Source organism: Alteromonas gracilis, assembly GCF_043642145.1.
In the GTDB taxonomy this organism is placed as follows: domain Bacteria; phylum Pseudomonadota; class Gammaproteobacteria; order Enterobacterales; family Alteromonadaceae; genus Alteromonas; species Alteromonas gracilis_B.
This window is the reverse complement of sequence record NZ_JBHZRZ010000003.1, coordinates 37,914-63,636: the sequence shown is the minus strand read 5'-3', so window position 1 is coordinate 63,636 and position 25,723 is coordinate 37,914. Positions and strand designations below refer to the sequence as shown.

The window sequence follows — 25,723 nt, the reverse complement described above, 5'->3', positions numbered from 1 at the left end:
TAATTTTTTTGCTCGAAATTAAGAAGCCGTTGTGGTTACATCGTAACACACAGACCATCATTTAATACACGCCAATACTGAGCCTCATCGTGCAGAGCACTCAGCTTGTAGCATTCATAGCTTGCAGTAGCTTTGTAAAATGCTACGCGTGCCTTACCCCCTTGGATGGTGACTGTGAATAAGGGTCTGAAGTCGCTCGGTGGCAACGTGCGTATAAATTTGGGTGGTAGAAAGATCGCTATGGCCCAACAACATTTGTACAACACGTAAATCTGCACCATGGTTAAGCAGGTGAGTGGCGAACGCATGCCGTAACGTATGAGGGGATAAGTGCTGTTCAATCCCCGCTTTTACCGCATAGTATTTTATGCGGTGCCAAAACGTTTGGCGCGTCATTTTTTGTCCACGTCGACTTAAAAAAACCACGTCAGATGTCTTGGTGGCCAAAATCGGGCGCGCTGTTTTAATATAGGTCAGCAACCACTCAATGGCTTCTTCCCCTAACGGCACTAGTCGCTCTTTGTTTCCCTTACCTACCACTCGCACAACTCCTTGCTGAAGACTTATTTGATCCATCGTTAGGCCAATCAACTCACTCACGCGAAGGCCCGTTGCGTAAAGCACTTCGAGCATGCTTTTATCTCTGCACTCAATGGGGTCATCTGTCAGCGGTGCGTTTAGTAAATCTTCAACTTGTTGTTCGCTAAGTGATGACGGTAGCGCTTTGGGCGTCTTAGGGTTAGACAACGCCGATACGGGGCTGTCTACGCGAACTTGCTTGCTAATTAAGTAAACGTAAAAAGCGCGAATAGCGCTCAAAGCTCGTTGGGTGCTGCGTGTAGAAAGCCCTTTATCATGGCGATGAGCAAGGTAGTCCTGCAGTTGCTCGGTAGTAACCAACGCAATATCTTTTGTTCCTTGGTTATTACAAAAAATAGCAAGCTTTGTAAGGTCAGTGCGGTAGCTTTGCTGCGTGTGCTCCGATAGCCCCTTTTCAAGCCAAAGCATCTCAATAAATCCGTCTATATGCGACTGACTTGCCGCAGGCACATAAGTAAGTTCACGCTGAGTCTTCGCCATCTAGAAACCGCGCTTTTGCTTAATAAGCTCGTAAGCCGACTGAATATCTTGAGCTTTTTTCTTGGCAATCTCCATTGCCTGCTCAGGTAATCCTTTCGATACCAATTTGTCTGGGTGATGTTCAGACATGCGCTTTCTGTACGCGCGTTTAATTGCCTTTTCATCATCAGACGAGGCAACACCTAAAATACGATATGCATCATCTAAACTCTGTTGCTCGGAATAGGCAGACTGCTGCCTTGATTGGTTATGCTGATGCTGTCCTGCTCCAGAATGGGCGCGCTGGCCTGAACCAGAATGCGCCCGCTGCCTAAAGCGAATTTCAGCTTCATACATAGAGATAAGGTAATCTAGATCGCGGCGTCTAAACCCTAGCGGCTTTGCAACTTTTTCAAGTACGTTGTACTCAGCTTGCGAAAGCTGACCGTCTGCAAACGCGGCTTGGATAAGGATTTCCAGGAATACTTGAAGAATATCTCTTCTGCCATGACTCGCTTCGTAAAAACCTTTTAATGTATCGATTAACGGAAAGTCTCGTGCTTTTCCTTCTCTAAATGCGTCTTGCGCTTCTCGTCGAGCGTCACCTGTCAAACGCATTTCATCCATTAATGCCGTGGCTATTTGAATTTCTCTATCTGTCACCTTGCCATCAGACTTAGCAAGGTGGCCCAACGCGCTAAACAGACTATGAAAGAAAATAGCTTGCTGCTTAAGGTTGTCTTGGTCAGCAAAAAAGCGACCAAAACCGCCAAGTTGATTAAAGTCTTGACGGTAAGCTTTATCAAAAAAGTGCCCGACTAACAGCCCTAAGATTGCCCCAGGTATTTTTAGAAACATAAAGCCGAATAAGGCGCCGAGGATTTTTCCCCAAATTGACATCGCGTCATACTCCGTTAGTGCACTGTATTAAAGGTTGCTATCTTGGTTGGCAAAACACACTATATAAAACTGTGTTAGGTACAACATCATATCAACAAATAAGTAGGTATGTGCGTCTCAAATTCAAGAAGGGTACGGTGATATTTGTTTCGCTGTTTGATACTTTGGCTGTATAAAAGTGCATTTTTTTGTTTGAATGGTTGGTAATTGCGTCAGAAGTGCTTAGAATTGAGCGCTTAAATATTTGGTAACAGTGAACAAACTATCATACTACCTCTGTGTGTAGGCTCTTATGTGCGCAATACATAGGCTTTTACACAGCTAAATTAATAGTAGAACCACTGGTTTTTTAAACGTTATGTCGAACTAACCGAGACGCACGTCGTCTTATTTGGGTTTAAAAACAACATATTACAAAACAGGCCACCCATAAACGCATGAAAAACACCTGCGCCTTGCTTGTTTCCGCGACTCTTTTGCCTACAGTCGCGTTTGCACAGGAAACGACAACTTCAAATTCTAATTCAGTATCAAATGCGGCTCCTCTTGCATTTTGCTCGGTCGAACCTGTTACTTTTAGTAGCCAAGCCCTGATGCCGAAAGGTCAAGTTAAGGTCGAAGCGAATCGGACTGAAATTATTCAAGATACCGTTGCATTGTTTTCGGGGAATGTCGATATCACTTCAGACACAGCTGTAATTAGTGCATCCCAAGCACAAATAAACGGCAGCGGGCGCGACCTTATTGCAAAAGGTGATGTGGTTTATCAAGACGCGCAACTGAAAGTTGAAAGTGACGCAGTAACGCTTCGCTCAGAAGAAGAGCGTTTAGAAATGCAGAATACGCGCTACCAGCTTACAGGGTTTGTAGGGCAAGGGGCAGCTAAAGACATCGTTTTAGATACCGACACGGGTATTGTACTAAAAGATGTGAGTTTCACCACGTGCCCAGAGGGCGATGAAGACTGGCTAATTCGCGCCAGTGAAATAAGTTTAGAAAAGGGTACAGTGTGGGGACAGGCAAAACACACCCGCTTCTACGTTGCTGATGTTCCAGTGTTTTATTTGCCATATTTCGCATTTCCAGTTACCAACGAACGCCAGACAGGATTGCTGTTCCCTGAACTTACCAGTTCAAGAAGAACAGGGGTTGACTATACCCAACCTTTTTATTGGAATATTGCCCCTAACTACGACATGACGATATCCCCCCGATTGATGACGCTTCGTGGTGTTCAGTTAAATACAGAATTTCGATATTTAACAGAGCGCAGCCAAGGCACAGCATATGTTGAATATTTGCCTAGTGATTCCGATATCGAAGGTAACCCAGACCGATATTTTTACCGCCTAGAGCACCAAGGTCTCATTGGCGATAATTGGTTGCTAAATATTGATTTTAACGGTTTAAGTGATGACAACTATTTAAATGACCTAGGCTCTGATTACTACAGTCGTGCCGACACCCACCTTTATCGCACCGTAGGCTTAAGCTACTATTCTCAAAACTTAGCTATAAATGTACACGTTAAAGATTTCGAAGTACTTGGTGATACCGAAGATAGTTATCGCGCGGTGCCAGAGATTAAAATTAGCTACAATAAAGCGCTGAGTAAGTACCTTGAATTCAATGTCGATTCCGAAATAGCGCATTTTGACAACACCCTAGACACAGCGCCTACCGCTACACGTTTTCACGTTGCACCTACGTTATCAGTACCACTGCGCGCTGCTTGGGGTGAGCTTGTCGCAGAAACTACGTTGTTCCAAACGGTTTACCAACAAGACAATGTTGAAGGGACCAATTTAGAAGAAGACGTTGAGCGTACTCTAGGTCAGGCACGTCTTTATGGTGCTTTATACTTCGAGCGAGATACCTCTTGGTTTAGCGATGACATGTCAATGACATTAGAGCCTAAGGTGCAATACCTTTACACCTCTTTTGAAGACCAAACCGCTATTGGTTTTTACGACTCTACACCACTATTAACTGACGTAGAGGGGCTATTCAGGGGCCAGGAATTTACAGGCCTTGATAGAATAAACGACAACAACCAAATTACCCTTGGTGCGACCACGCGTATACTTGATAAAAACAATAGGGAACAATTTGTTCTTAGTGTTGGTCAGATATTCTACCTTGAAGATAATAAAGTGATTGCGGCCACAAAAAACCAAGACCGTTCAGCATTAGCGGCCGAAGTAGACTGGCGCGTTAATAAGAACTGGTTCCTTCATTCCGACGTGCAAGTGACCACTGAAACAGAAAAAGTGGACTTAAGCAGTGTGGGTATTGAATACCGAAAAGACGCGTCGCGCTTTATACAATTAAGCCATCGTTATGTTCGCGACCTCAGTGGCGAAACGATAAACCAAATTGGTGTTTCAGCAAGCTGGCCTATTTCAGAAAACTGGCAATGGGTTGGCCGTTCATACCGAGATTTAGAACGTAGCAGAAGCGTTGAAACCTACGCAGGCATTCAATACGAATCGTGCTGTTGGGCGGTAAGACTCGTTGCGCAAAGAACGCTAAACAACCGCTTTAACGAGCGTGGTGAGCAAACAACAGACGACTTCGATTCGGGTGTATCGCTTCAGTTTATCTTTAAAGGAATTGGTTCGTCAGGAACCCAAAGAAGCATGCTGCAAGACGGTATGTTTGGCTATCGCCAGCCTTATAGTTTAAATTAACCCGCAATTGAGCGCTTAAAGTCGCTTAAATGCAATTAACCAATAATAAAAGAGTGTGTATGAAGTTCATTATCCGTGCATTGATGTTAGGTGCCCTACTCTCGTTTAACAGCGTTGCGCAAGAAGTCTCGCTTGACCGTGTTGCTGTAATTGTTGACCAAGGCGTAGTGCTTGAGAGCGAAATCGAGGCCCTTGTACAAGATGTAAAACGCAACGCAGCAGCTAATAATCAGCAGTTACCTTCAGATCGTGCGCTTCGAACACAAGCTATTGAGCGCTTAATCACTAAAAGCCTTCAATTGCAGATGGCTGAGCGTATGGGTATTCGTATTAGCGATCCACAGCTAGAACAAACCATTAGCAACATTGCAGCTAACCAAAACGCCACCCTAGAGCAACTTCGTATGCAATTGGCGGCAGAAGGCATCTCGTACGACGACTACCGCGAAGACATTCGTGAGGAAATTATTATGGGCGAAGTGCGCCGTGCCAACGTGCGCCGCCGTGTTTACATCACTCCTCAAGAAATAGACACGCTAATCGATTTAATGGAACAACAGGGGGCTGAACAAGCAGAGTACCGCCTTGGACATATCCTAATTGGCTTCCCGTCTGAACCAACTGACGAAGATATTCAAGCTGCACGTGAGCGCGCTGACAAAGTAATCTCACTGTTAGATTCAGGTTCTGATTTTGCCAAAATTGCCATTGCGTCATCATCTGGTAATGAAGCACTAGAAGGCGGTGACATGGGTTGGCTAAACATTAACGCCATGCCTACGCTATTTGCTGAAGCGATTCAAAACAAAGACAAAGACGCGCTTGTTGGCCCAATTCGAAGCGGTGCTGGTTTTCACATTCTTAAAGTGCTTGATACTCGCGGTATTGAAAAAGTAACTGTGGAAGAAGTTAACTCTCGTCACATCCTTATTAAACCATCTATTATCTTAAGCGAAGACAAAGCGAAAGAAATGCTTTTGCGCTTTAGAGAAGACGTTAAAAACGGCGACGCTGAGTTTGCAGATCTTGCCAAAGAGCATTCAGAAGACCCAGGCTCTGCACTTCGCGGTGGTGAACTAGGCTGGACTGACCCTAACAACTATGTACCTGAGTTCAAAGAAGCACTAGCACAACTTGAGCCAGGCGAGTATAGCGAACCGGTTCGTTCAGTTCACGGTTGGCATTTAATTCAGCTTATCGATCGTCGTATCGACGACGCCACCGACAAGCGTAAAGAAGAGAAAGCATCGCAGCTTATTTTCAATCGTAAATTTGCAGAAGAGACAGAGAACTGGATCCGCGAAATGCGTGATGCCGCCTACGTTGAAGTAGTTGAATCATAAATATTAAGAGATTAATGAGTACACCAATTAAAATAGCAATAACGCCGGGAGAACCGGCTGGTATCGGGCCAGATTTAATCATTAAACTGGCACAAGAGGCATGGCAAGCGCAGCTTGTCGTGTTTGCCGATGCCGATATGCTTAAAGCTCGAGCGGCCGCTTTGGGGCTCCCGCTAACGCTAATCAATTACGATGCTAATAACCCGCAGGTACAGGCTGCGGGTTCATTGTTTATAAAGCAGATAGATAAATCGGTTGAAGTTACGCCAGGCACGCTTGATAGCGAAAATGGGCTGTATGTTGTGGAAACCTTGCGCCAAGCTTGTCAGGCAAATATAGATGGCGACTTCGATGCGGTGGTAACAGGCCCTGTTCACAAAGGAATTATTAATAAGGCGGGCGTGTCGTTTAGCGGTCACACCGAGTTTTTTGCCTACCAGTCAAACACCATCGATGTTGTCATGTTGCTGGCTACTGAAGGCCTAAACGTAGCACTCGCTACAACGCATATTCCTCTTGAGTACGTATCAAAAGCGATAACACGTGAGCGATTACACAAAGTCATTCACATTATAAATACCGACCTTAAACTTAAATTTGGTATTAAACAGCCGCATATCTACGTGTGTGGTTTAAACCCTCACGCTGGTGAAGATGGTCACATCGGTACCGAAGAAATTCATACCATAACTCCTGCGCTCAATGAGCTAAGAGAAGAAGGCTTAAATATTACAGGGCCTCTGCCCGCAGACACCATTTTTCAGCCCAAATACTTAGAAAATGCCGATGTGGTACTTGCTATGTATCACGACCAGGGTCTTCCCGTGCTAAAATACAAGGGTTTTGGGGCATCAGTGAATATTACACTAGGGTTACCCTTCGTCCGCACCTCGGTAGATCACGGTACCGCATTAGATTTGGCCGGTACAGGTGAAGCCGACGCAGGTAGTTTCAGAAAAGCATTGGAAAAAGCCATTGAGCTTGCACATCATCAACAATGAGTAAAACACATTTAGGCCATACGGCCAGAAAGCGATTCGGTCAAAACTTCCTTCACGATGACTATGTGATAGGTAAAATTGTTGCGGCCATCGCACCAAAAAACGAACAAAACTTGGTAGAAATTGGACCAGGTTTAGGTGCACTTACAGACCCTGTTTGTGAAGAAGTTGACGCGCTTACGGTTATCGAACTAGACCGTGACCTTGCTAAACGATTGCGACATCATCCTTTTAACGGCGATAAGCTGACTGTTATTGAGCAAGACGCAATGACAATGGATTTTGGTGCGCTGTGTAATGAGATGCCGATAAAGGATAAGAAGCTTCGCGTGTTCGGCAACTTGCCTTACAACATTTCTACACCACTTATGTTTCACCTTTTCGACCATGCGCATTGCATTGAAGATATGCACTTCATGCTTCAAAAAGAGGTGGTTAACCGCTTAGCTGCTGGACCTGGGTCTAAAAATTACGGAAGACTTTCTGTAATGGCGCAGTACTATTGCCACGTCATTCCAGTGTTGAATGTTCCTCCGGGTGCCTTTAAGCCACCGCCGAAGGTTGACTCTGCGGTAGTGAAACTTGTTCCGCACCAAGCTCCGCCTGTTGAAGTAGAATCGGTGAATACACTAGAACGCGTTTGTGCTCAAGCTTTCAATCAGCGCCGCAAAACCATTCGCAATTCATTGAAAGATTGCTTGAGTGAAGATGAAATTCGTGAGTTAGGTATTGACCCGACCTGTCGCGCTGAAGTGCTTTCACTTAACGATTTTGCAACATTAGCTAATGCTATGTCTGCAAAAGAGAGCCAACAAGAACAATAGGCGCTCTATGGATGTACTTGATATTCAGGTGCGGGTGAAAACCCGCCACCTGCCAGAACACTTACCCTCAGATTCCAAACAATTTGCTTTTGCCTATCACATCACTATCGAAAACAATAGTGAGCATACGGTGCAGCTTCTTAGCCGCTACTGGAAAATAACCGATGCAAATGGAAAAACATCTGAAGTTGAAGGCGATGGCGTTGTAGGTAAACAGCCTATACTGAAAGCTGGCGAACATTTTGAATATACCAGCGGTGCTGTCATTGACACACCCGTTGGCAATATGGAAGGCTATTACGTTATGGAAATGGAAGGCGGTGAGCGCTTTCGTGTTCCAATTAGTGTATTCCGCTTAGCTATTCCAAGTATACTTCATTAAGGATTTTATGCCCCAAGGTAACACCTACGTCATCGGCGATATTCAGGGCTGCTACAACGGTCTTCGTCGCATTTTAGACAAAGTAAAATTTGATGAAAATAGTGACAAACTACTCGCGGTAGGTGATTTGGTTGCTCGGGGAGAAGACTCATTAAGCACACTGCGTTATTTGCGCTCGCTTGGCAGTAATTTTTGCAGTGTGTTAGGCAATCATGACCTTCACTTGTTGGCTGTTGTAAACGATGTTCGCAAGCCTAAGAAATCAGACAAACTAGAACCTTTACTTAATGCCCCTGATTTACCAGAACTTGTTGATTGGCTTCGACAGTTCCCTCTGGCAATGAAGATAGATGACCATTCCATCATGGTCCATGCTGGGCTCTATCCGAAATGGTCTCTCAATGACTGTGTAGGGTTTAGCGATGAAGTAAGTCGTCTATTAAAGTCAGACAACTATCGCGCCTTTCTTTCTGATATGTACGGCAACAAGCCCAGCAATTGGTCTGATAAGCTACAGGGCGTGGAGCGACTCCGTTTTATTGTGAATGCGTGTACTAGAATGCGCTTTGTTCACAGCAACGGTACATTAGATTTCGATAATAAGTCGCACCCAAGCGCTGTTTCACACAGCACAAGTAGCACCATCAAGCCTTGGTTTGAGCTGACTAATAAAGCGTTACTGCCTAAAGAACGCGTTGTTTTTGGGCATTGGGCAGCACTTTCAGGGCAAACCAACTCATCAAAATTTATTGGGTTAGATACAGGCTACGTTTGGGGGCAGCGCATGACTTTGCTTAACTTACACTCTTCGTCAACAACGAGCATTTCTGCCTAGACCACTATCAACTTGCTCTTTTCCTATTTAAATTTGCTGGCTACAACGCTCGTTCAAGGGTTTTAACTGGTACTACCAGTAAAGGTTTGGATACTTTAATGCTAAATAAAATAAACATTAAGTGACTGTAGCCGATATAATTACTTAAGCCAGTAACGATGATGTTTCATTATCTTATCAGTGTCACTTCAAACTTGCGTGTTTAACGCTATATTTTGTTGGCTGAGACGGGTAATATCGTTAGATATAAAAACAAAAACACTCATCCAGGAGTTCCGATGAAAATAACGGTAGCCACACGCGTAATCGGGGGATTTGTCGCGATTAGCGCACTTCTGATTGTTATCAGTGTTGTTTCACTTTATAACCTCAACTCAATAGGCTCTGCGACCGAAGAAGTCAACGATGTAGCGTTGCCAACGGTAGCTGGCAGCAATGCACTTAAAGCAAGCTTCCTCAACATGGGCCGACTTACTTTCGAAAGCTACATCGAAGAAGACCTCAACGATTTAAAAGACAAACGCGCATCTTTTAATTCCGCCAAAGACACGTTTGAAAGCGAATATAAAAAACTGGCGCAAGCCGTAAGCGATGAACCTGACTTACGCAACACACTTAGTTCTGTACGCGAATCTTATGAGGCGTATGTTGCTAACGTAGAGACCATGTACAAAAACCATCAAATGTACCTAGATTTGCGCAACAGCATTCAGGACAGGTTAGGCGATGCCGAAGACAATGCTGACGACGCATCTACTTATCTTCTAGACTTCTCAGACCTTGACGCTGTTGAGCGCGACCCTAACCTTCGACGCGCGGCAGAAATTGGTAGCCAGCTTGAAACATCACTACTTTCTCTGCTTACTGTGTCTTACGAATACATTAAAACTGAAACACTAGTTCGCTCGCAAACACTAGGCAACGAAGTCGATCTTGTGGTTGAAAAAGTAGTGACTCAGTTAAGTGAAATGGTGCAAACGGCAGGCGGTCGAGACGACTCTGGTACCTTGGACGATATTAACGATTTAGTTAACAACGCAATCAACGCCATTAAAGCTGATGATGGTGTAGTACAACTTCATGTCGACCGTCTAGAACGCCGAAACGATGCAGAACAAGCTCTAAAAGCTTCAGATTCGAATATTGCGCAAGCCGTAGTGACGTTGGAAGACCTACTTAAGCTAGCGGATCAAAAAGCGACGCATATCGAAAAACAAGTAAACGGTGCTATATCTACCGGCAACACGTTTGTTATTGTGGTTGTAATTATCTCTATCGCCGTTGCAGCTTTCATAGGCTATGTCACTGTTCGCGCAATTACACGCCCGCTTTATCGCGTGAATGAACTACTTACGGTAGCCGCATCAGGTGACCTTACGCATCGCTTAGACGATTCAGCACAAGATGAGTTTGGCCTTTTAGCCCGAAATTGTAATAACCTTATTGGTAGTCTAAAAGAGTTGATCACGGCTATTAACGTTCGCGCAGAACAGCTAGCGGCCGCGTCAGAGCAAACTTCTGCAGTAACAGCGCAAACGACGCATTCAATTCAAGACCAAAAATCACAAATTGGCCAAGTAGCGACAGCGACTACCGAAATGCACTCTACGTCACAGCTTGTGGTGCAAAATGCTGAAGATACTCTTAGCCAAATTCGCCACGCCGATGCCGAGGCTGAAAACGTGCGTCAAATTTCATTGGAAAACAAGAACATCATCGAAGTTCTATCGCGCGATGTTCAAGAAGCGGCTGACGTAATCAACAAGCTTCACCAAGACAGCGCAAGTATTGGCGGTATCCTTGATGTAATTCGCGGTGTTGCAGACCAAACCAATTTACTTGCGTTAAATGCTGCCATTGAAGCGGCACGAGCTGGTGAGCAAGGTCGAGGCTTCGCGGTTGTTGCTGATGAAGTACGCACACTGGCAAGTCGAACCCAAGAATCGACGCAAGAAATCAACGCGATGATTGAAGTACTACAGGCCGGTGCTGAAAAAGCGGTATCAGTAATGAATCAAGGTAAAGAGCAAACCGCAGCGTGCGTTGCTCAAACCGAAAAGGCTACACAAGCACTGGATATTATCTCAGATGCTGTTCACAAAGCACATGACGTTAGCTCTCAAATTGAGCAGTCTGCGCGCGAACAGAACACGGTGTCTCAAGAGATCAGCGAGAAGCTTGAAACTATTGTAGGCATTGCAGAAGAGACAACGGCGGGGGCACAACAAACGTCTGAGTCTAGTCACGAAGTCGCGCGTCTTGCCGAAGAGTTACAGCAGTCAATTAGACAATTTAAAGTGTAACTCGCTTTATTTAAAGCAATTCAGTTTAACGCAGTAAATCAAACGCCAGCATTGCTGGCGTTTTGCTTTTAAGCAAAGTCAAATACTTCGATTATACTTAAAGGTTTAAACATACTGGTTTAAGCTTTGCGACTCACGACACTTCGCTCACAACTTATCATTGCCGTAACGCTTGTTGTGGCGACAGTTGTTGTTGTGCAAATTTGCATTAGGGCGTTTGTCATATTGCCGCAATTAAAAGAGTTGTCGCTGGAATATGTAAGGTTTGAATTACGACGCACAGCTTCTGAGGTTAACCAAGAATTTAGAGCCTTGGAAAACCTTGTGTATGACAATGCAGTTTGGGATGAAACATTCTCTTCAATTTCTAAAAAAGATACAACTTGGTTTGAAAAAACCTTTTTTATTCCTGCGAGTTACTCAACTTTAGGCATAACTGGATGGTATTTTTTTGATTCAAATGCACAGTTTGTGGCTGGGCAACACAGAAACCGTTCGGTAATTAACAGAACCATAGTTGAACAGATCGTCGCGAGCGGGGCGCTTTCGTTACCTAATAATTCAGATGAACTAGTGAAAACAACATTTGCTGTCATCGGCGGCTCACCAACAGCCTTGATTGCAAGCCCAGTACTACCATCAGATGAGCAAGGTGAAAGCAACGGAATAGCGCTTATTTTACAAGAAATCAACAAGGCATTTATTGATAGGATCACCCCTGATATAGACGACGACATACTCTTTCACACACTTTCTTCACTAAGCGAAAATGAAACTAAACAAGCCGTTAGATATAGCGAACTTAACACTTTACTAAGCAGCGACTTTAAACCCCAGAGCCAGCTTGAGCGTTTATATATACTATTTGCAAATTCACAAGATGACGCTTTGTTTGCATTATCAATAAAAAGGCCAAAGACACCAGATAAAGGCTTTATATTCGATATTAGCCTATTGGCAGGCATGCTTTTTTCTGTATTTTCACTTTTAATATTCTATGTGTTTATAAACAGAAAGCTTATTGCTCCAGTTTACCGATTGCTTGATTTTGTAAAGTGCGCACAAGATCAAAGAGATTTCACGCAGCGATGTAACTTGGATGGAAATAATGAAATGGCCCAACTCGGGGGCCAGCTTAATCAATTGTTTTCAACTATCGAGGAACACCAAAATGTACTCGCTGAACAAAACCGTGTATTACAAAGTTTAAGTACAACTGATGCGTTGACAGGCCTTTCTAACCGTAGGCATTTTGACGAATGGATGGAAAATCTCGCCAGAGATGAAAAAGCAAAAAATACTTCTATAAGCATGCTCATGATCGATATTGATCATTTCAAACTGTTCAACGACCAGTATGGACATGCAAAAGGCGATGAAGCCCTGCGCAAAGTTGCTCAATGTATAAAAGAGTCCTTACACCAAGCAACCGACCATCCCTTTCGCTTCGGAGGTGAAGAGTTTGCTGTTGTATTGCTAAATACAACGTTAGAAGAGGCTGAAAAAGTAGCGGAAAACATTAGGGCTTACGTAGAAAGTAAAGATTGTGAGCATGCAGCCTCGCCAACAAGTTCAGTCGTAACCGTTTCTATCGGCGCCTCATGCAGCCCCACAGGAGTATCTTTAGACAATCGTGAATTATTTAAAAAAGCCGATAGCGCCCTTTATGCTGCAAAAGAAGAAGGTCGAAATAGAGTTTTTAGCAAAAACTAGGCTAGCTTAACTAACTGCTCCATCGTGTTAAACAACGTGGAAGATGAACACACCTATTACTGAGTGGAGGCTCTCACAAATCATACTGAAGTGAAAAGTATGGCTCATACGAATTAGCCTTAAATTTTACTCTTATTGGGATTAAAGATAAGCGCCTGATTAATACTCCTTTTAACTTACTGTGAACCCCATAATAGAAGGCAAAACAAAAACGGCCGCCTATCAGGCGACCGTTTCCAGCAATGAATAAAATTTGCCGTGTTATTCGAACAGCGCAGTGTGAAGCTTGCGAACTACATCATCACTGTCGGTCTCGTTAACCAAAAACGATAAATTATGCGGGTTTGCACCGAAACAAATCATACGCAGATTGAAATCTGATACCGCAGCTAGAATTTTACTTGAAACCCCGGTAGCCGTTTGCATATTGTTACCTACCACTGTGACTAGGTCGTAACCCTTTTCAACTTTTACATCACAGATTGTTTCAAGTTCAGCAATGGTTTCTTTGTTTAGTCGCTGTGCCACAGAGTTGGCTGGATTATCTAGTGTAAATGATACCGAGATTTCTGATGTAGTGACCAAATCAACACTTAGTTTATGCTTAGCGATGATAGCGAACACCTGCTGTAGGAAGCCCTGTGCGTACATCATCTTAGGTGTTTTCACAGTTACCATTACCTGCTCTTTACGGCGAGTAATTGCGCGATAAGGAGGCTCGTGCTCACAATCACGCACAATCCATGTACCGCCCTTTTCAGGCTCTTTACTTGAACCAACAAACACTTTAATGTCTTTACGAAGCGCAGGCTCCATAGTGGCAGGGTGAAGTACCTTTGCACCAAAGGTCGCCATTTCCGCCGCTTCTTCAAAGCTTAGTTCAGGCAGTGGACGCGCTGCTGACGTAATGCGTGGGTCAGTGGTATAGACACCAATAACATCAGTCCAAATCTCACATGACTCTGCATCAAGCGCTTCAGCAAGTAGCGCCGCCGTAAAATCAGAACCACCTCGCCCTAGCGTTGTCGTGCGACCTTCCTCATCTGCACCAACAAAGCCTTGAGTTACTACTATTGCATCTTTAATTTCTGGTTCAAGTAGTTGTTTAGACAGCTTCTCAATTTCTTCAATTTGCGGTGCGCCTTCCCCAAACTCGCTGTCAGTGCGCAATACCTTTCGCACGTCGAAATTCATTGTCTTGACGCCTTGCTCAGCAAGCACAGAAGCAAACATTAGCGACGACATTCTTTCACCCATTGAAAGTAACTGATCTTTCAAATCATCGCGGTGCAGAATTTCTTCGTGAAACGCTAAGCTACGCATTTCTTCCAACAAATCGTTTAGCTTGAGCTCAATGGCTTCTTTGTCTTTCAGCTTGTTAAGAATTGCCAACTCAATGTTAATAATAGCTTGGCAAGTCTCTTCAATTTGCTGCTGTGTCATTGGCGTATGCGCTAAGCTTACCAGGTGATTGGTCACACCAGCCGCTGCGCTTACTACTACAATGCGCGTTTTGTCATTACCGGCAACAATTCGGGCGCAGTTTTGCATTACTTCGTAATTCGCAACGCTAGTTCCACCGAACTTAGCTATCGATAAGGCATTTGTCACTATATTTAACTCCAGAATAAAGCTAGCATGTCGCTAGCAGCAACCGCGCGTATTACGCGGTTAATCAATCGTTATTTGGTCGCCTACTTTAATATTATTCTCGGCAAACCACCCTTGGTTCATTTCCAACGCGTAAAGTACCTCTTTCGATGATCCGACCGACTCCAAACTGTGAGGAGTGAGAGGTTTTATATCCGTTATTACGCCTTTTCTGTCGATAAATGCTACGTCTAGAGGAACAAAGGTATTTTTCATCCACATGCCCGCAAACTTGGGGCTAGAAAACTTGAAAAACATACCACAGTCTTCGCACAAGGATTTGCGAAACATTAAACCTTGGGCGCGTTGCTCAAAAGTTTTGGCATACTCAACTTCATAGTGCTTGCCGCCAATCTCCAGTGTGATGGATTCAAAGTCCACTGAATTCAGCGACGATACAGGGTCAACCTGCGCTTTTGCACACCCTAAGGTTAATACAAGTGCAGCAACAATAAAGAAAGATTTTCCCATTAGACATTCCTTTTCGCCATAAAAAAGCCGGTCACCATTACGGTCACCGGCTTAGTAGTTTATACACTATTTTAAGCAACATTCAATGTTGGAATAATACGCGCTTTGGCTTCTTCTTCAGCCTTTTTAAAGCTGGGCATTTTATCGAAGTTTAAGTAGCGGAATACTTCACCCGACATTGCGTTAATCTTGCTGGCGTATTCCATGTACTCTTCAGCAGTTGGAATTCGCCCAACAATGGCGCCCACGGCAGCAAGCTCTGCTGAGGTTAGATAAACATTGGCACCATCGCCCAGTCGGTTGGGGAAGTTACGTGTTGATGTGGAAAGTACAGTAGTGCCTGCATCAACCCGCGCTTGGTTACCCATACAAAGCGAACAACCTGGCATTTCAGTTCGAACACCTACGCGACCATAAATGTTGTAATAACCTTCTTCCATTAACTGAGCTTTATCCATCTTGGTCGGAGGCGACATCCATAAACGGGTTGGCAGAGTTTTGTTGTATTGCTCAAGTAGCTTACCAGCTGCACGGAAGTGACCAATATTTGTCATGCACGAACCAATAAAGACCTCATCCACCTTGTCACCAGCAACATCAGATAAGGTTTTCGCGTCGTCAGGGTCGTTCGGACAGCACACAATTGGCTCTTTAATGTCGTTAAGGTCAATGTCGATAACCTCAGCATATTCAGCGTCTGCGTCGGCGCGCATTAATTCTGGGTTTGCTAACCACTCTTCCATTTTCTGTGCTCGGCGCTCTAGCGTACGTGGGTCGCCATAACCTTCGTTAATCATCCAGCGAAGCATAGTAATATTTGACCGCAGGTATTCAGCAATCGACGCTTCAGAAAGATTGATGGTACAACCCGCTGCTGAACGCTCTGCCGATGCGTCAGAAAGCTCGAACGCCTGTTCTACGGTTAGGTTCTCTAACCCTTCAATTTCTAAAATACGACCAGAGAAAGCGTTAATCTTGCCTTTTTTCTCTACCGTTAACAGCCCTTGCTTAATGGCATATAGCGGTATGGCGTGTACAAGGTCGCGTAACGTAATGCCTGGCTGCATTTCACCTTTAAATCGCACCAGTACCGACTCGGGCATATCAAGGGGCATAACGCCGGTTGCCGCAGCAAACGCCACTAAACCAGACCCCGCAGGAAACGAAATACCTAATGGAAAACGGGTATGAGAATCGCCGCCAGTACCTACTGTGTCAGGCAGCAACATACGGTTTAACCAGCTGTGAATAATGCCGTCTCCCGGACGAAGCGACACACCACCGCGATTCATAATAAAATCGGGCAGCGTATGCTGAGTTTCTATATCCACCGGCTTTGGATAAGCAGCGGTGTGACAGAACGACTGCATGGTTAAATCGGCGGTAAAACCAAGACAGGCTAGGTCTTTTAATTCATCGCGGGTCATAGGGCCTGTGGTATCTTGCGAGCCCACGGTTGTCATTTTAGGTTCGCAGTAGGTGCCCGGGCGAATGCCTTCTACACCGCACGCTTTGCCCACCATTTTCTGCGCTAGCGAGAAACCTGCGCCACTGTCTTTGGGCTGTTCAGGCGTGCGGAATAAATCCGTTGGGCCTAAACCTAATGTCTCGCGGGCTTTTTCGGTAAGACCTCGACCAATAATCAAATTGATACGCCCACCCGCGCGCACCTCATCCAGAATTACCTTAGACTTGTAGCCGTACTCAGCCAAAAGCTCACCGGTTTCGTGGTTGGTGATTTTGCCTTCAAAGGGGTAGATATCTATCACATCACCCATACTCATTTTGTCCACATCAGCTTCAAAAACTAACGCACCGGCATCTTCCATAGTATTAAAGAAGATTGGCGCAACTTTTGAGCCAATGCACACACCGCCACCGCGCTTATTCGGCACACCAGGCAAGTCTTCGCCAAAGAACCACAATACTGAGTTAGTTGCCGACTTACGTGAGGAACCGGTTCCGACTACATCACCAACAAAAGCAACGGGGTAGTCTTTACTTTTCACCTCTTCAATTTGTGTCATTGGCCCTTTTACGCCAGGTTCTTCTGGTTCTAGTCCTTCACGCGGCATTTTATAGGCAGCAAGGGCATGCAGAGGAATATCTGGTCGAGACCATGCATCAGGCGCTGGTGATAAGTCATCAGTATTGGTTTCACCTGTTACCTTAAATACGGTGTACGTAATTTTATCGTCCATTAACTTGCGCGATGTAAACCACTCACCTTCAGCCCAAGATTTAATGATGTCTGTGGCGTACTCATTACCCGCTTTATGTTTTTCTTCCACATCGTGATAAGCATCGAACATTAACAAGGTATGCTTCAGCTCTTTAGCAGCCATTGGCGCAAGCGCTTCATCATCAAGCAGCTCTACCAGTGTGGCAATGTTGTAGCCACCGTGCATGTTCCCTAGCAGTTCAACGGCTTTTTCTTTAGAGATAAGCTCACAACTGTCTTCGCCTTTTGCGATAGCACTTAAAAATCCGGCTTTAACGTAAGCCGCTTCATCAACCCCTGGCGGTACACGTTCTGAAAGTAGTTCTAATAGAAAGTCCCCCTCACCTTCTGGCGGATTCTTTAATAAATCAACCAAGCCAGCCACCTGCTCGGCATTCAGAGGTTTAGGCGGAATATTTTGAGCGGCACGTTCTTCAACGTGATTGCGATAGTCTTGTAACACAGTCTCTTCCTCTAAGTTAGCTTGCGCAATGGGAGTAAACGGTCTTGTACGCACTTGACGCAAGGTGTGTTTAATTAATCGTCAATAGTATAGCTTTTCAGGCCTTATTTTTACATTTGTGGCCCTTTTAATTTACTTATAATCGCTATTCATACCATTGCTTTTGAACGGCAAAAGCGATTAAAGATAAGCTATAACCACTATAATTAAAAATGCACGATGAATGTATAAAGCATTGAGTAGTAAAGACAAGGAAGTAACCTAAACAGTGCAATTGCAACTAATGAAAAACGTAAACGAAAGGTAACAGACGTCGCCTTGAACAACGAAGATGCTAATCATGCGGGGCTATTTTGGTAAATCATCCGAAGGTCTAGTACGAAGGTAACTAGCAAACCTTGGTTTTCCGTTTTTCGTTACGCCATAAAACTTGAAGGTAACCCAGCTTCCAATAACGGGTGGAGACTGGCGTTCATCTTCTGAAAACCCTGTGCCTAATTTAAACTGGATCCCATCTTGCGTTTCCACAAGAAGCGAGCCCATCATGCCCTTAAATCGGCCTTTTCCAGGGAGGTGTGCCAGTACTCTCGCTTCTGCATCCTCGAATCGTTTTATTTTGAGTAATTTATTGCTTCTACCGGGCGTGTACATAGCTTTACCATGATGGAGCATTAACCCTTCTCCCCCCTCCTTCGTGATTTGTTCTAGTTTTGCTTCAAGTGCATCAATGGATAAAAGTTTGAATTGAGAAATAACAGCAAATGTTGAATTGGGCGTCGCTTCATCAAGGCTGTTAAGTGCGTTTAATCGCTCATCAAACGGCACACCTTCCATTGGCATGTCAAAAGCCATAAATCTCACCTTAGCCCAACGTTTGCTTGATGCATTTTGTTCTGCAACGTTGATGTCGGGGTGAGATTCACTGCTAGCTACAGAGGTAGATAAAGTACTTGTTAACGCATACGGCTCAACATGAGTTAGCTTTGAAAGCACAATAGAAGCTGTGAGCTCAAATTCTCCTCGTCCTATCCAAAGCTCACCATCAATGGTTGCTTTGGGCCAGTTAGCAGTAAACCACGCTGGCGCGAAAATTTTGTTTCCGTTGCGGGTATGTAACTCAGTGCCATTCCAACGAGCGCGAATACCGTCTAGCTTTTCACTAACCCAATAATCTGCCACGTTGATTTCGTTCTTTTGGCTTTGGTTATATTGCTTAGCAAGCTGCAAACCTTCAACAATATTCGGTTGGGGCTGTGCATTAACGTAGTTAAAGGCGGTGATTAAAAATACACTCACAACAGTCAAAAAGTATTGCATTGGCTCTTCCTAGTAATCCGTAAACCTTGATTGCCTTAACGCTTTTAATAGAGAAGCCAAAACAAAGAAGGCAGAGTAAATTACTCTGCCTTCTTTGTTTTATTAACTGTACTTAGGAATGTTTTTTAACATTTTGCAATGCTTTAGCGTGTAACGATGTCTATGATAGAAAAGATAACGTCCTCGGCAATGGCTTCACCGGTGGTTCTTTCTTCGTCACGCTGTAATTGGTAAGTCTCCAAGCAGGCATTCAACTGTTCATTGGCAGTATTCACTTCATGTACATTGGCACTATTGGCTTGTGTAATGCAGTGCTCGGTTTGTTGGGCAGTAAGGGTGCTGCAACCGCTTGTACACACTGTAATTCCAACAGCTAAAGCGGTGTGCCAAACTAGCTGTTGAAGTGCACTTTGATGTTTCAATTAACCTACTCCTTAAGCAGAGACTGTAAGCGCGTTTGTCTATTTACGTAAATCTGATGACCGTCGTGCTCAGACGTAGAAAGCGCCAACGCCTTATTTACGCTTTCAAGCGCTTTTTTATATTCGCCCATCTGCTCGTAGCCGTATGCCAAACCATTGTATGCATCTGGCATTTCGGGGTACTTAGCGATGCCATGCGTAAATAGCGCTATGGCTTTGTCATAGTTTTGCAAACCTACATAGTGATAGCCAAGCTCGCGAATTACCCACTCAGGCGCAACAAGTGTCTCGCCGCGCTGCTGCGACACGCGGGCATAGTACTCATCGATACTGTCAATATCGCCATTAAATTGCTGGGCTCTTAAATAAGCAGGCAGAAATAGATGATGATAAGCGCTAAATGAGGAAGCGGCTGTCACTAAATTATGCGAAACCCCAGCATACGCTTCATTTTTCCATCGCAATCCAGCAGGTTGATTGGCTCGCATGCCAGAAATCATGTCGTCATAGTAAGGTCGCATTGGCGCGCCTTCGTTACCAATTGACGTATAGATAAAATGATCTAGTTCCTTGGACGATTTTAGGAAAGCGACGGTATTTTTAGCCGATGCGCCGTAATTCCACCATACCGCTGCGCTGTAAGTAAGTGCAGCGTTAAATAGCTCAGGCTTCTGACTAAGCGCGTAAAGTGCAAATACACCTGCTGCCGATGCGCCTTCAATTACGCGATAATCATGAATGCGATATTTGCTTTCAACCATTGGCATAAGTTCAGTGGTAATGAAAGAAAGGAATTTTTCACCACCACCGCCATAACCTACAGGCCCGTTAGGGTCTTGATTTGCTGTGGGGTACAGATCGCGAAGACGATCCGTATTTTCAATAGCAACAATGATAACTTCTGGGGCGGCATTCTGAGATTGCAGTGACTCAAGCACCGCATTCATCATGGGTAAATTGCCTGCGCCGTCTAGACGATAAATAACCGGGTATTGCTTGTCTGGGTTATCAGCGTAGCTTTTAGGCAGTTGCACTACTACCGTTCGCTGCTCGTTAAGCACTTTAGAATGAAACGCTTCAACGTTAAGTGAGTAACCTTGTTCGTTGCTGTTCGGTTCGCCTTGAACTGCGGGGCTGATAAACGTTAAAAGGAATATCGCTAACGTGGTGTGTAAGAGTAATTTCAACTTAAATCCTTTTTATGTAGCGCATTGATTATATGTTTAGTTTTAGCGCGTTTTTATCTTAGGCCAATGATTTAATAGGGTAATTGGCGATTAAACATTCAAGTTACTCTGTATACGTCGCTTTGGCAACATGTGAATTATCTGCTAACGTTTCCTTGCCTAAGTGCTTCATTAGCACTGTGTAAAGCTCCGTTTTATTTACTGGTTTTGTTAGGTAGCCATTCATGCCCGAGGCTAACGCCTTTTCAATCTCTTCGGAAACCACAGCAGCAGTGAACGCGATAATAGGAATATCAATATTAGATTGCCGTAAAATGAAGGCTGCTTCAGACCCGTTCATCTCAGGCATATGTAAGTCCATTAATATCAGGTCGAAATGCTGGTTTTGTGCAAGCTGTACCGCTTCTTTACCATTGTTTGCCAGCACCACGTTTAACCCTGTATCTTCCAACAATGATTTCGCCACTACCTGATTAATATCATTGTCTTCTGCCACCAATACCGTACGATTTGAGAAGACGGGGGTTTTGTGTTTTTCTTTAACAGCAACTACGCTTTTTGCGACCTCAAAGGGCAATTCGAAATAAAATTCACTTCCCTCTCCTGCGGCACTCTTTACGTAAACGGTTCCTCCCATCGCTTCAACCAAGCTTTTTACAATTTGTAGGCCCAGCCCTGTTCCGCCGTGTATGCGATTTATGCTGCTATTCGCTTGCGTAAAGGCTTCGAAAACGCGCTCTTGCTCAGATGCGTCGATCCCCTCTCCTGTATCGGTTACCGAAAACCTTACAAGCTGATGAGTAGATGATGCCTCCCCTTTATCAAGGCCAAGCGTTACACTTCCTTTTTGAGTAAATTTAATCGCGTTGCTTACTAAGTTATTCAATACCTGAGAAAGGCGTGTAGCATCGCCAACCACACATGTATTTAATGCCTTATCTACACTTATACGCAATGAAATACCTTTGTTTTGTGCTAATTGAGCGTAAAAGGCAACACAGTCCTTCGCCGTCGCTTTTAAGTCGAAAGGAATTCGCTCTAGCGATAGTTTTCCGGCATTTAGTTTAGATAAGTCTAATATGTCATTTAAAATACGGTTTAGCGACAACCCCGAGCGTTGAATTTTTTCTAAGTTGGGTCGCGCATTTTCTGAGATGTTATGGGAAAGCACGACATCAGTTAGCCCTAAGATACCGTTAAGTGGCGTGCGAATTTCGTGTGACATAGTGGCCAAAAAGCGTGATTGCGCTGCAGACGCCTGCCTCTCACTTTCAAGGGCCCGATTTAATTCCAGCGTTTTCTTTCGACTCTCTACAAGGGCTTGTTCTAACTGGTTTGCTAAAACATAAATGAGTAACGACACTACTAGGTTTGTCACACACAGCCTCAACCAAAGGCCTTTGTCATAGGGGCCATCGTAAAAAGGCACCAAAAACGTACAACATGCTAATACCATCATGGCGCTCACTCTCCATCCTTTGGAGAGCAGCAGTATAGGAAATATCGCTGCAATAGGTACTAACGTAGCAGGTAAGATCCCATTGCTAATTACAAGGTAAGGCGCTACTGGCATTGTCATCAAAGCCCACAGCTTGGCTAGCCTCTCTCTATAATGTGGCAGACTAATTCCCACCACAGCGAAGGCAAACCATGAAATACCGAAATATAAAGCAACGTAAACGTTCTTGGGTTGCGCTAGGGCTATTACCACTAAAATAAGAAGAGAAAAAACCAGGAGTATCTTAAACCCGGCACTTCTAAGCGCTGATGTAACGCCGTCAAACGATTCATACTCGGTTTGGTACTGCTCTGACATTACTTGTTCTTATATAACAAAGTACTTATAACTCAGTATAAACATGAAAGAATAAATCTGCAGTAAATTAATGGGGTCAGAGTAACGGTGCCATTAAATTTACTCTGACCCTAATTTTTCAAAAAAAAAGCCCCAACCGAAGTTGGGGCTTTTAAACTATTTAGATTGCTTTAAATACTTACACGCGTTTAACAGCAAGATCAGCTTCAAACTTTGGTGCTACTGCCAAATCTTCTGAAGGAGGTGCAAACTTTGTAAGGTCAATGCCTGCAACCGCTTGCTTGTACTCTTCAGTTGTTGGGAAGCGACCTAGAACTGTTGAAAGCACTACTAGCGGCGTAGAGCCTAGTAGTGATTCACCTTTCTTCTCGGCAGAGTCGGCTACAACGCGGCCTTGGAATAAGCGAGTAGACGTGGCAATTACTGTGTCGCCAGGCTCTGCTTTTTCTTGGTTACCCATACATAGGTTACACCCAGGGCGCTCTAGGTAAAGAATGTTGTCGTACTTAGTACGCGCTGCTTCTTTAGGCTTCGCATCGTCGAATTCGAAGCCTGCGTATTTCGCAAGTACTTCCCAGTCGCCTTCAGCTTTAAGCTCGTCAACAATATTGTATGTTGGCGGCGCAACAACTAGTGGCGCTTTAAACTCTACAGAACCGTTTAGTTTCTCTAGGTTACGCAGCATTTGTGCAATAATTTGCATGTCGCCTTTGTGAACCATACAAGAACCCACGAAACCTAGGTCTACTGGCTTGCCGTCGTAATAAGAAACCGGGCGAATAACGTCGTGCGTATAACGCTTAGATACGTCTTCATTGTTTACGTCTGGGTCAGCAATCATTGGCTCGTCGATTTGGTCTAAATCAACAACCACTTCTGCGTAGTATTTTGCGTTGTCATCTGGTGCAAGCGCTGGCTCTTCGCCCGACTTGATTTCAGCAATACGCTTGTCAGCAAGGTCAATTAGGCCTTGAAGCATATTCGCTTCGTTGTCCATACCCTTGTTGATCATGATTTGGATACGGCTCTTTGCAAGCTCAAGTGACGCAATCATTGTCTCGTTATCAGAGATACAGATTGACGCTTTAGCTTTCATTTCAGCAGTCCAGTCAGTGAACGTGAACGCTTGGTCAGCTAGTAGAGTACCGATTTGTACTTCAATTACGCGGCCTTGGAATACGTTTTCGCCTGCGAATTGCTTAAGCATTTGCGCTTGAGTCGCGTGAACTACATCACGGAAATCCATGTGCTCTTTCATGCTACCTTTAAAGGTCACTTTCACAGACTCTGGAATTGGCATTGCCGCTTCACCTGTCGCAAGTGCTAGTGCAACCGTACCTGAGTCGGCACCGAATGCTACACCTTTAGACATACGCGTGTGCGAGTCACCACCAATGATGATTGCGCGGTCGTCTACTGTGATGTCGTTAAGCACTTTGTGAATAACGTCAGTCATTGAGTGATAAACACCTTTAGGATCACGCGCTGTAATTACACCAAAGTTGTTCATGAAAGACATAAGCTTAGGAATGTTAGCCTGCGCTTTCTTATCCCATACTGATGCCGTGTGACAACCAGACTGATATGCACCGTCAACAAGTGGAGAGATAGTTGATGCCGCCATTGACTCTAGCTCTTGGCACGTCATTGGGCCTGTGGTGTCTTGAGAACCTACAATGTTAACTTTAACGCGAACGTCAGAACCCGCGTGAAGTGGTGCATCTGAGTTTACGCCAACCGCGTTGCGGTTAAAGATTTTCTCAACAGCTGTAAGGCCTTGGCCTTCGTGAGACACTTCTTTTGAAGCTGCGTAAACAGCTGGAGCTTTAGTACCTAAGGTACGTGCTGCGAAAGACTGTAGCTGCTTACCGAATACCACTGCATAAGAACCACCCGCTTTCATGAACTCCATTTTCTGAGGAGTAAATGATGCAGATACATCTGCTAGTTCTTCTGAACCGTTGTAAAGCTTCTTCGCTTTAGTATCGATAGTAAGTACAGTGCCTGTTGCTACCGAGTACGCTTCTTCAAGTACTGGGTCACCGTTTGCATCGCGAACGATTTCACCATTTTCGTCTGTCTTTTTAACCCAGTTCTTAAGGTCAAGACCGATACCACCGGTTACGTCTACAGTAGTAAGGAAGATTGGCGCGATACCGTTTGTACCAGCAACAATTGGCGCTTTGTTTACAAATGGAATGTAAGGACTAGTTGGCTCACCTGCCCATAGCGCAACGTTGTTCACACCAGACATACGTGAAGAACCTACACCCATTGTGCCTTTCTCAGCAATAAGCATGACTTTCGCGTTAGGATGCTTTTTACCTAGCTCAACAATTTCTTGCTGCGCTTCAGGTGTAATCATGCACTGGCCGTGAAGCTCACGGTCGGCACGAGAGTGTGCTTGGTTACCTGGAGAAAGAAGGTCAGTTGAAATATCACCTTCAGCGGCAATGTAAGTCACAACTTCAATTTTCTCTGGCACTTCAGGAAGTTTGGTAAAGAATTCAGCTTTTGCGTAGCTCTCAAGTACGTCTTTTGCAATCGCGTTACCCGCTTTAAATGCTTCTTCAAGACGCTCAGTATCAGCTTCGTAAAGGTAAACCTGTGTTTTCAATACTTCTGCAGCAGGTTTTGCAACCGCTTCATCATCAGAAAGTGCAAGGTCAAGTAGCGCTTCTACAGACGGGCCACCTTTCATGTGTGAAAGTAGTTCAAGTGCGAACTCAGGCGTAATTTCTTCTACTTTTTCTTCGCCAAGTACAATTTCTTTAAGGAATTGTGCTTTAACACCTGCAGCAGGTGTCGTACCTGGCAACGTGTTATAGATAAAGAATTTAAGAGAGTCTTCGCGGTGCTCGTTTGTTGTATCTTTAATTTGAGCAATAATTTCAGACAGCAGTTCTGCACTGTCGATTGGCTTAGGGTTAAGACCTAGTTCCGTTTTACGGGTTTCGATCTCTGCCAGATATTCTGAATACAAACTCATATAGTTCTCTCGGTCTTAGTTTTACTTGGGCGTAGTGTTAAGTCGGTCTTAGCTATACGCATATAAAAATGAGGGATATTTTAACCGATTTTTAGCAGTTACGTAATGACTGAAAGTATTCTAGAGCGCATTCACCC

The 25,723-nt window shown here is 44.4% G+C and carries 18 protein-coding genes; 8 read left to right on the top strand and 10 right to left on the bottom strand.

Annotated elements, in window-relative coordinates; genetic code table 11:
- Positions 1–153 precede the first annotated feature (153 nt).
- Positions 154–1,080, bottom strand: a complete 927-nt coding sequence (gene xerD / locus ACHUFN_RS07205; protein ID WP_394221651.1) for a site-specific tyrosine recombinase XerD — start codon at positions 1,078–1,080, stop codon at positions 154–156.
- Positions 1,081–1,959 carry a co-chaperone DjlA gene (gene djlA / locus ACHUFN_RS07200; protein WP_394221650.1) on the bottom strand — a complete coding sequence of 293 codons (879 nt, stop codon included), beginning with the start codon at positions 1,957–1,959 and terminating at the stop codon, positions 1,081–1,083.
- A 437-nt stretch (positions 1,960–2,396) separates the two neighbouring features.
- On the opposite strand from djlA, the gene ACHUFN_RS07195 reads away from it, so the two are divergent.
- The 8 genes from ACHUFN_RS07195 to ACHUFN_RS07160 all read left to right on the top strand — a co-directional run bounded on the left by ACHUFN_RS07195 (position 2,397) and on the right by ACHUFN_RS07160 (position 13,050).
- Positions 2,397–4,649 (top strand): LPS-assembly protein LptD, encoded by a 2,253-nt coding sequence (locus ACHUFN_RS07195; RefSeq protein WP_394221649.1) that lies wholly within the window; start codon positions 2,397–2,399, stop codon positions 4,647–4,649.
- Positions 4,650–4,678: 29 nt separating this feature from the next.
- A complete protein-coding gene (surA, locus tag ACHUFN_RS07190; protein ID WP_394221648.1) occupies positions 4,679–5,992 on the top strand; it encodes a peptidylprolyl isomerase SurA in 1,314 nt (437 codons plus the stop codon).
- Positions 5,993–6,006: 14 nt separating this feature from the next.
- The gene (gene pdxA, locus ACHUFN_RS07185) at positions 6,007–6,993 is read left to right on the top strand and encodes a 4-hydroxythreonine-4-phosphate dehydrogenase PdxA (RefSeq protein ID WP_394221647.1); all 987 of its coding nucleotides are present in this window, start codon (positions 6,007–6,009) and stop codon (positions 6,991–6,993) included.
- The gene (rsmA, locus tag ACHUFN_RS07180) at positions 6,990–7,817 is read left to right on the top strand and encodes a 16S rRNA (adenine(1518)-N(6)/adenine(1519)-N(6))-dimethyltransferase RsmA (protein WP_394221646.1); all 828 of its coding nucleotides are present in this window, start codon (positions 6,990–6,992) and stop codon (positions 7,815–7,817) included. Before pdxA ends, rsmA begins: the two co-directional genes overlap by 4 nt.
- 7 nt (positions 7,818–7,824) lie before the next feature.
- Positions 7,825–8,199 (top strand): Co2+/Mg2+ efflux protein ApaG, encoded by a 375-nt coding sequence (apaG, locus tag ACHUFN_RS07175; RefSeq protein WP_394221645.1) that lies wholly within the window; start codon positions 7,825–7,827, stop codon positions 8,197–8,199.
- A 7-nt stretch (positions 8,200–8,206) separates the two neighbouring features.
- Complete coding sequence (locus tag ACHUFN_RS07170; RefSeq protein WP_394221644.1) at positions 8,207–9,034, top strand: symmetrical bis(5'-nucleosyl)-tetraphosphatase; 828 nt, start codon at positions 8,207–8,209, stop codon at positions 9,032–9,034.
- Positions 9,035–9,312: 278 nt separating this feature from the next.
- Positions 9,313–11,337, top strand: a complete 2,025-nt coding sequence (locus tag ACHUFN_RS07165) for a HAMP domain-containing methyl-accepting chemotaxis protein (RefSeq protein ID WP_394221643.1) — start codon at positions 9,313–9,315, stop codon at positions 11,335–11,337.
- A gap of 126 nt (positions 11,338–11,463) precedes the next feature.
- Complete coding sequence (locus ACHUFN_RS07160) at positions 11,464–13,050, top strand: sensor domain-containing diguanylate cyclase (RefSeq protein WP_394221642.1); 1,587 nt, start codon at positions 11,464–11,466, stop codon at positions 13,048–13,050.
- Positions 13,051–13,311: 261 nt separating this feature from the next.
- On the opposite strand, the gene lysC is transcribed toward ACHUFN_RS07160, so the two are convergent.
- From lysC to ACHUFN_RS07120, 8 genes are all read right to left on the bottom strand, one after another.
- Entirely contained in the window at positions 13,312–14,661 is a 1,350-nt protein-coding gene (gene lysC, locus ACHUFN_RS07155; protein WP_394221641.1) for a lysine-sensitive aspartokinase 3, read from the bottom strand.
- Between the two features lie 60 nt (positions 14,662–14,721).
- Positions 14,722–15,171, bottom strand: coding sequence for a DUF192 domain-containing protein (locus ACHUFN_RS07150; protein WP_394221640.1), 450 nt, complete (start codon positions 15,169–15,171; stop codon positions 14,722–14,724).
- Between the two features lie 71 nt (positions 15,172–15,242).
- Positions 15,243–17,855 carry a bifunctional aconitate hydratase 2/2-methylisocitrate dehydratase gene (gene acnB / locus ACHUFN_RS07145; protein WP_394221639.1) on the bottom strand — a complete coding sequence of 871 codons (2,613 nt, stop codon included), beginning with the start codon at positions 17,853–17,855 and terminating at the stop codon, positions 15,243–15,245.
- A 348-nt stretch (positions 17,856–18,203) separates the two neighbouring features.
- The gene (locus ACHUFN_RS07140; RefSeq protein ID WP_394221638.1) at positions 18,204–19,172 is read right to left on the bottom strand and encodes a DNA ligase; all 969 of its coding nucleotides are present in this window, start codon (positions 19,170–19,172) and stop codon (positions 18,204–18,206) included.
- 143 nt (positions 19,173–19,315) lie between these two features.
- Complete coding sequence (locus ACHUFN_RS07135) at positions 19,316–19,594, bottom strand: DNA ligase (RefSeq protein ID WP_394221637.1); 279 nt, start codon at positions 19,592–19,594, stop codon at positions 19,316–19,318.
- A gap of 5 nt (positions 19,595–19,599) precedes the next feature.
- Entirely contained in the window at positions 19,600–20,781 is a 1,182-nt protein-coding gene (locus ACHUFN_RS07130; RefSeq protein WP_394221636.1) for an alpha/beta hydrolase-fold protein, read from the bottom strand.
- A gap of 103 nt (positions 20,782–20,884) precedes the next feature.
- Positions 20,885–22,597 (bottom strand): ATP-binding protein, encoded by a 1,713-nt coding sequence (locus ACHUFN_RS07125; RefSeq protein WP_394221635.1) that lies wholly within the window; start codon positions 22,595–22,597, stop codon positions 20,885–20,887.
- Between the two features lie 178 nt (positions 22,598–22,775).
- Positions 22,776–25,586: a bifunctional aconitate hydratase 2/2-methylisocitrate dehydratase gene (locus ACHUFN_RS07120; protein WP_394221634.1), complete on the bottom strand. Its 2,811-nt coding sequence runs from the start codon at positions 25,584–25,586 to the stop codon at positions 22,776–22,778.
- Positions 25,587–25,723 lie beyond the last annotated feature (137 nt).

Excerpts from the sequence above, each read along its gene's own strand:
- xerD (WP_394221651.1), bottom strand. The coding sequence starts at position 1,080 with ATGGCGAAGACTCAGCGTGAACTTACTTATGTGCCTGCGGCAAGTCAG.
- djlA (WP_394221650.1), bottom strand. The coding sequence starts at position 1,959 with ATGTCAATTTGGGGAAAAATCCTCGGCGCCTTATTCGGCTTTATGTTT.
- ACHUFN_RS07125 (WP_394221635.1), bottom strand. The coding sequence starts at position 22,597 with ATGTCAGAGCAGTACCAAACCGAGTATGAATCGTTTGACGGCGTTACA.
- ACHUFN_RS07195 (WP_394221649.1), top strand. The coding sequence starts at position 2,397 with ATGAAAAACACCTGCGCCTTGCTTGTTTCCGCGACTCTTTTGCCTACA.
- pdxA (WP_394221647.1), top strand. The coding sequence starts at position 6,007 with ATGAGTACACCAATTAAAATAGCAATAACGCCGGGAGAACCGGCTGGT.
- ACHUFN_RS07140 (WP_394221638.1), bottom strand. The coding sequence starts at position 19,172 with ATGCAATACTTTTTGACTGTTGTGAGTGTATTTTTAATCACCGCCTTT.
- ACHUFN_RS07170 (WP_394221644.1), top strand. The coding sequence starts at position 8,207 with ATGCCCCAAGGTAACACCTACGTCATCGGCGATATTCAGGGCTGCTAC.
- ACHUFN_RS07165 (WP_394221643.1), top strand. The coding sequence starts at position 9,313 with ATGAAAATAACGGTAGCCACACGCGTAATCGGGGGATTTGTCGCGATT.
- apaG (WP_394221645.1), top strand. The coding sequence starts at position 7,825 with ATGGATGTACTTGATATTCAGGTGCGGGTGAAAACCCGCCACCTGCCA.
- ACHUFN_RS07120 (WP_394221634.1), bottom strand. The coding sequence starts at position 25,586 with ATGAGTTTGTATTCAGAATATCTGGCAGAGATCGAAACCCGTAAAACG.
- rsmA (WP_394221646.1), top strand. The coding sequence starts at position 6,990 with ATGAGTAAAACACATTTAGGCCATACGGCCAGAAAGCGATTCGGTCAA.
- surA (WP_394221648.1), top strand. The coding sequence starts at position 4,679 with ATGCAATTAACCAATAATAAAAGAGTGTGTATGAAGTTCATTATCCGT.
- ACHUFN_RS07150 (WP_394221640.1), bottom strand. The coding sequence starts at position 15,171 with ATGGGAAAATCTTTCTTTATTGTTGCTGCACTTGTATTAACCTTAGGG.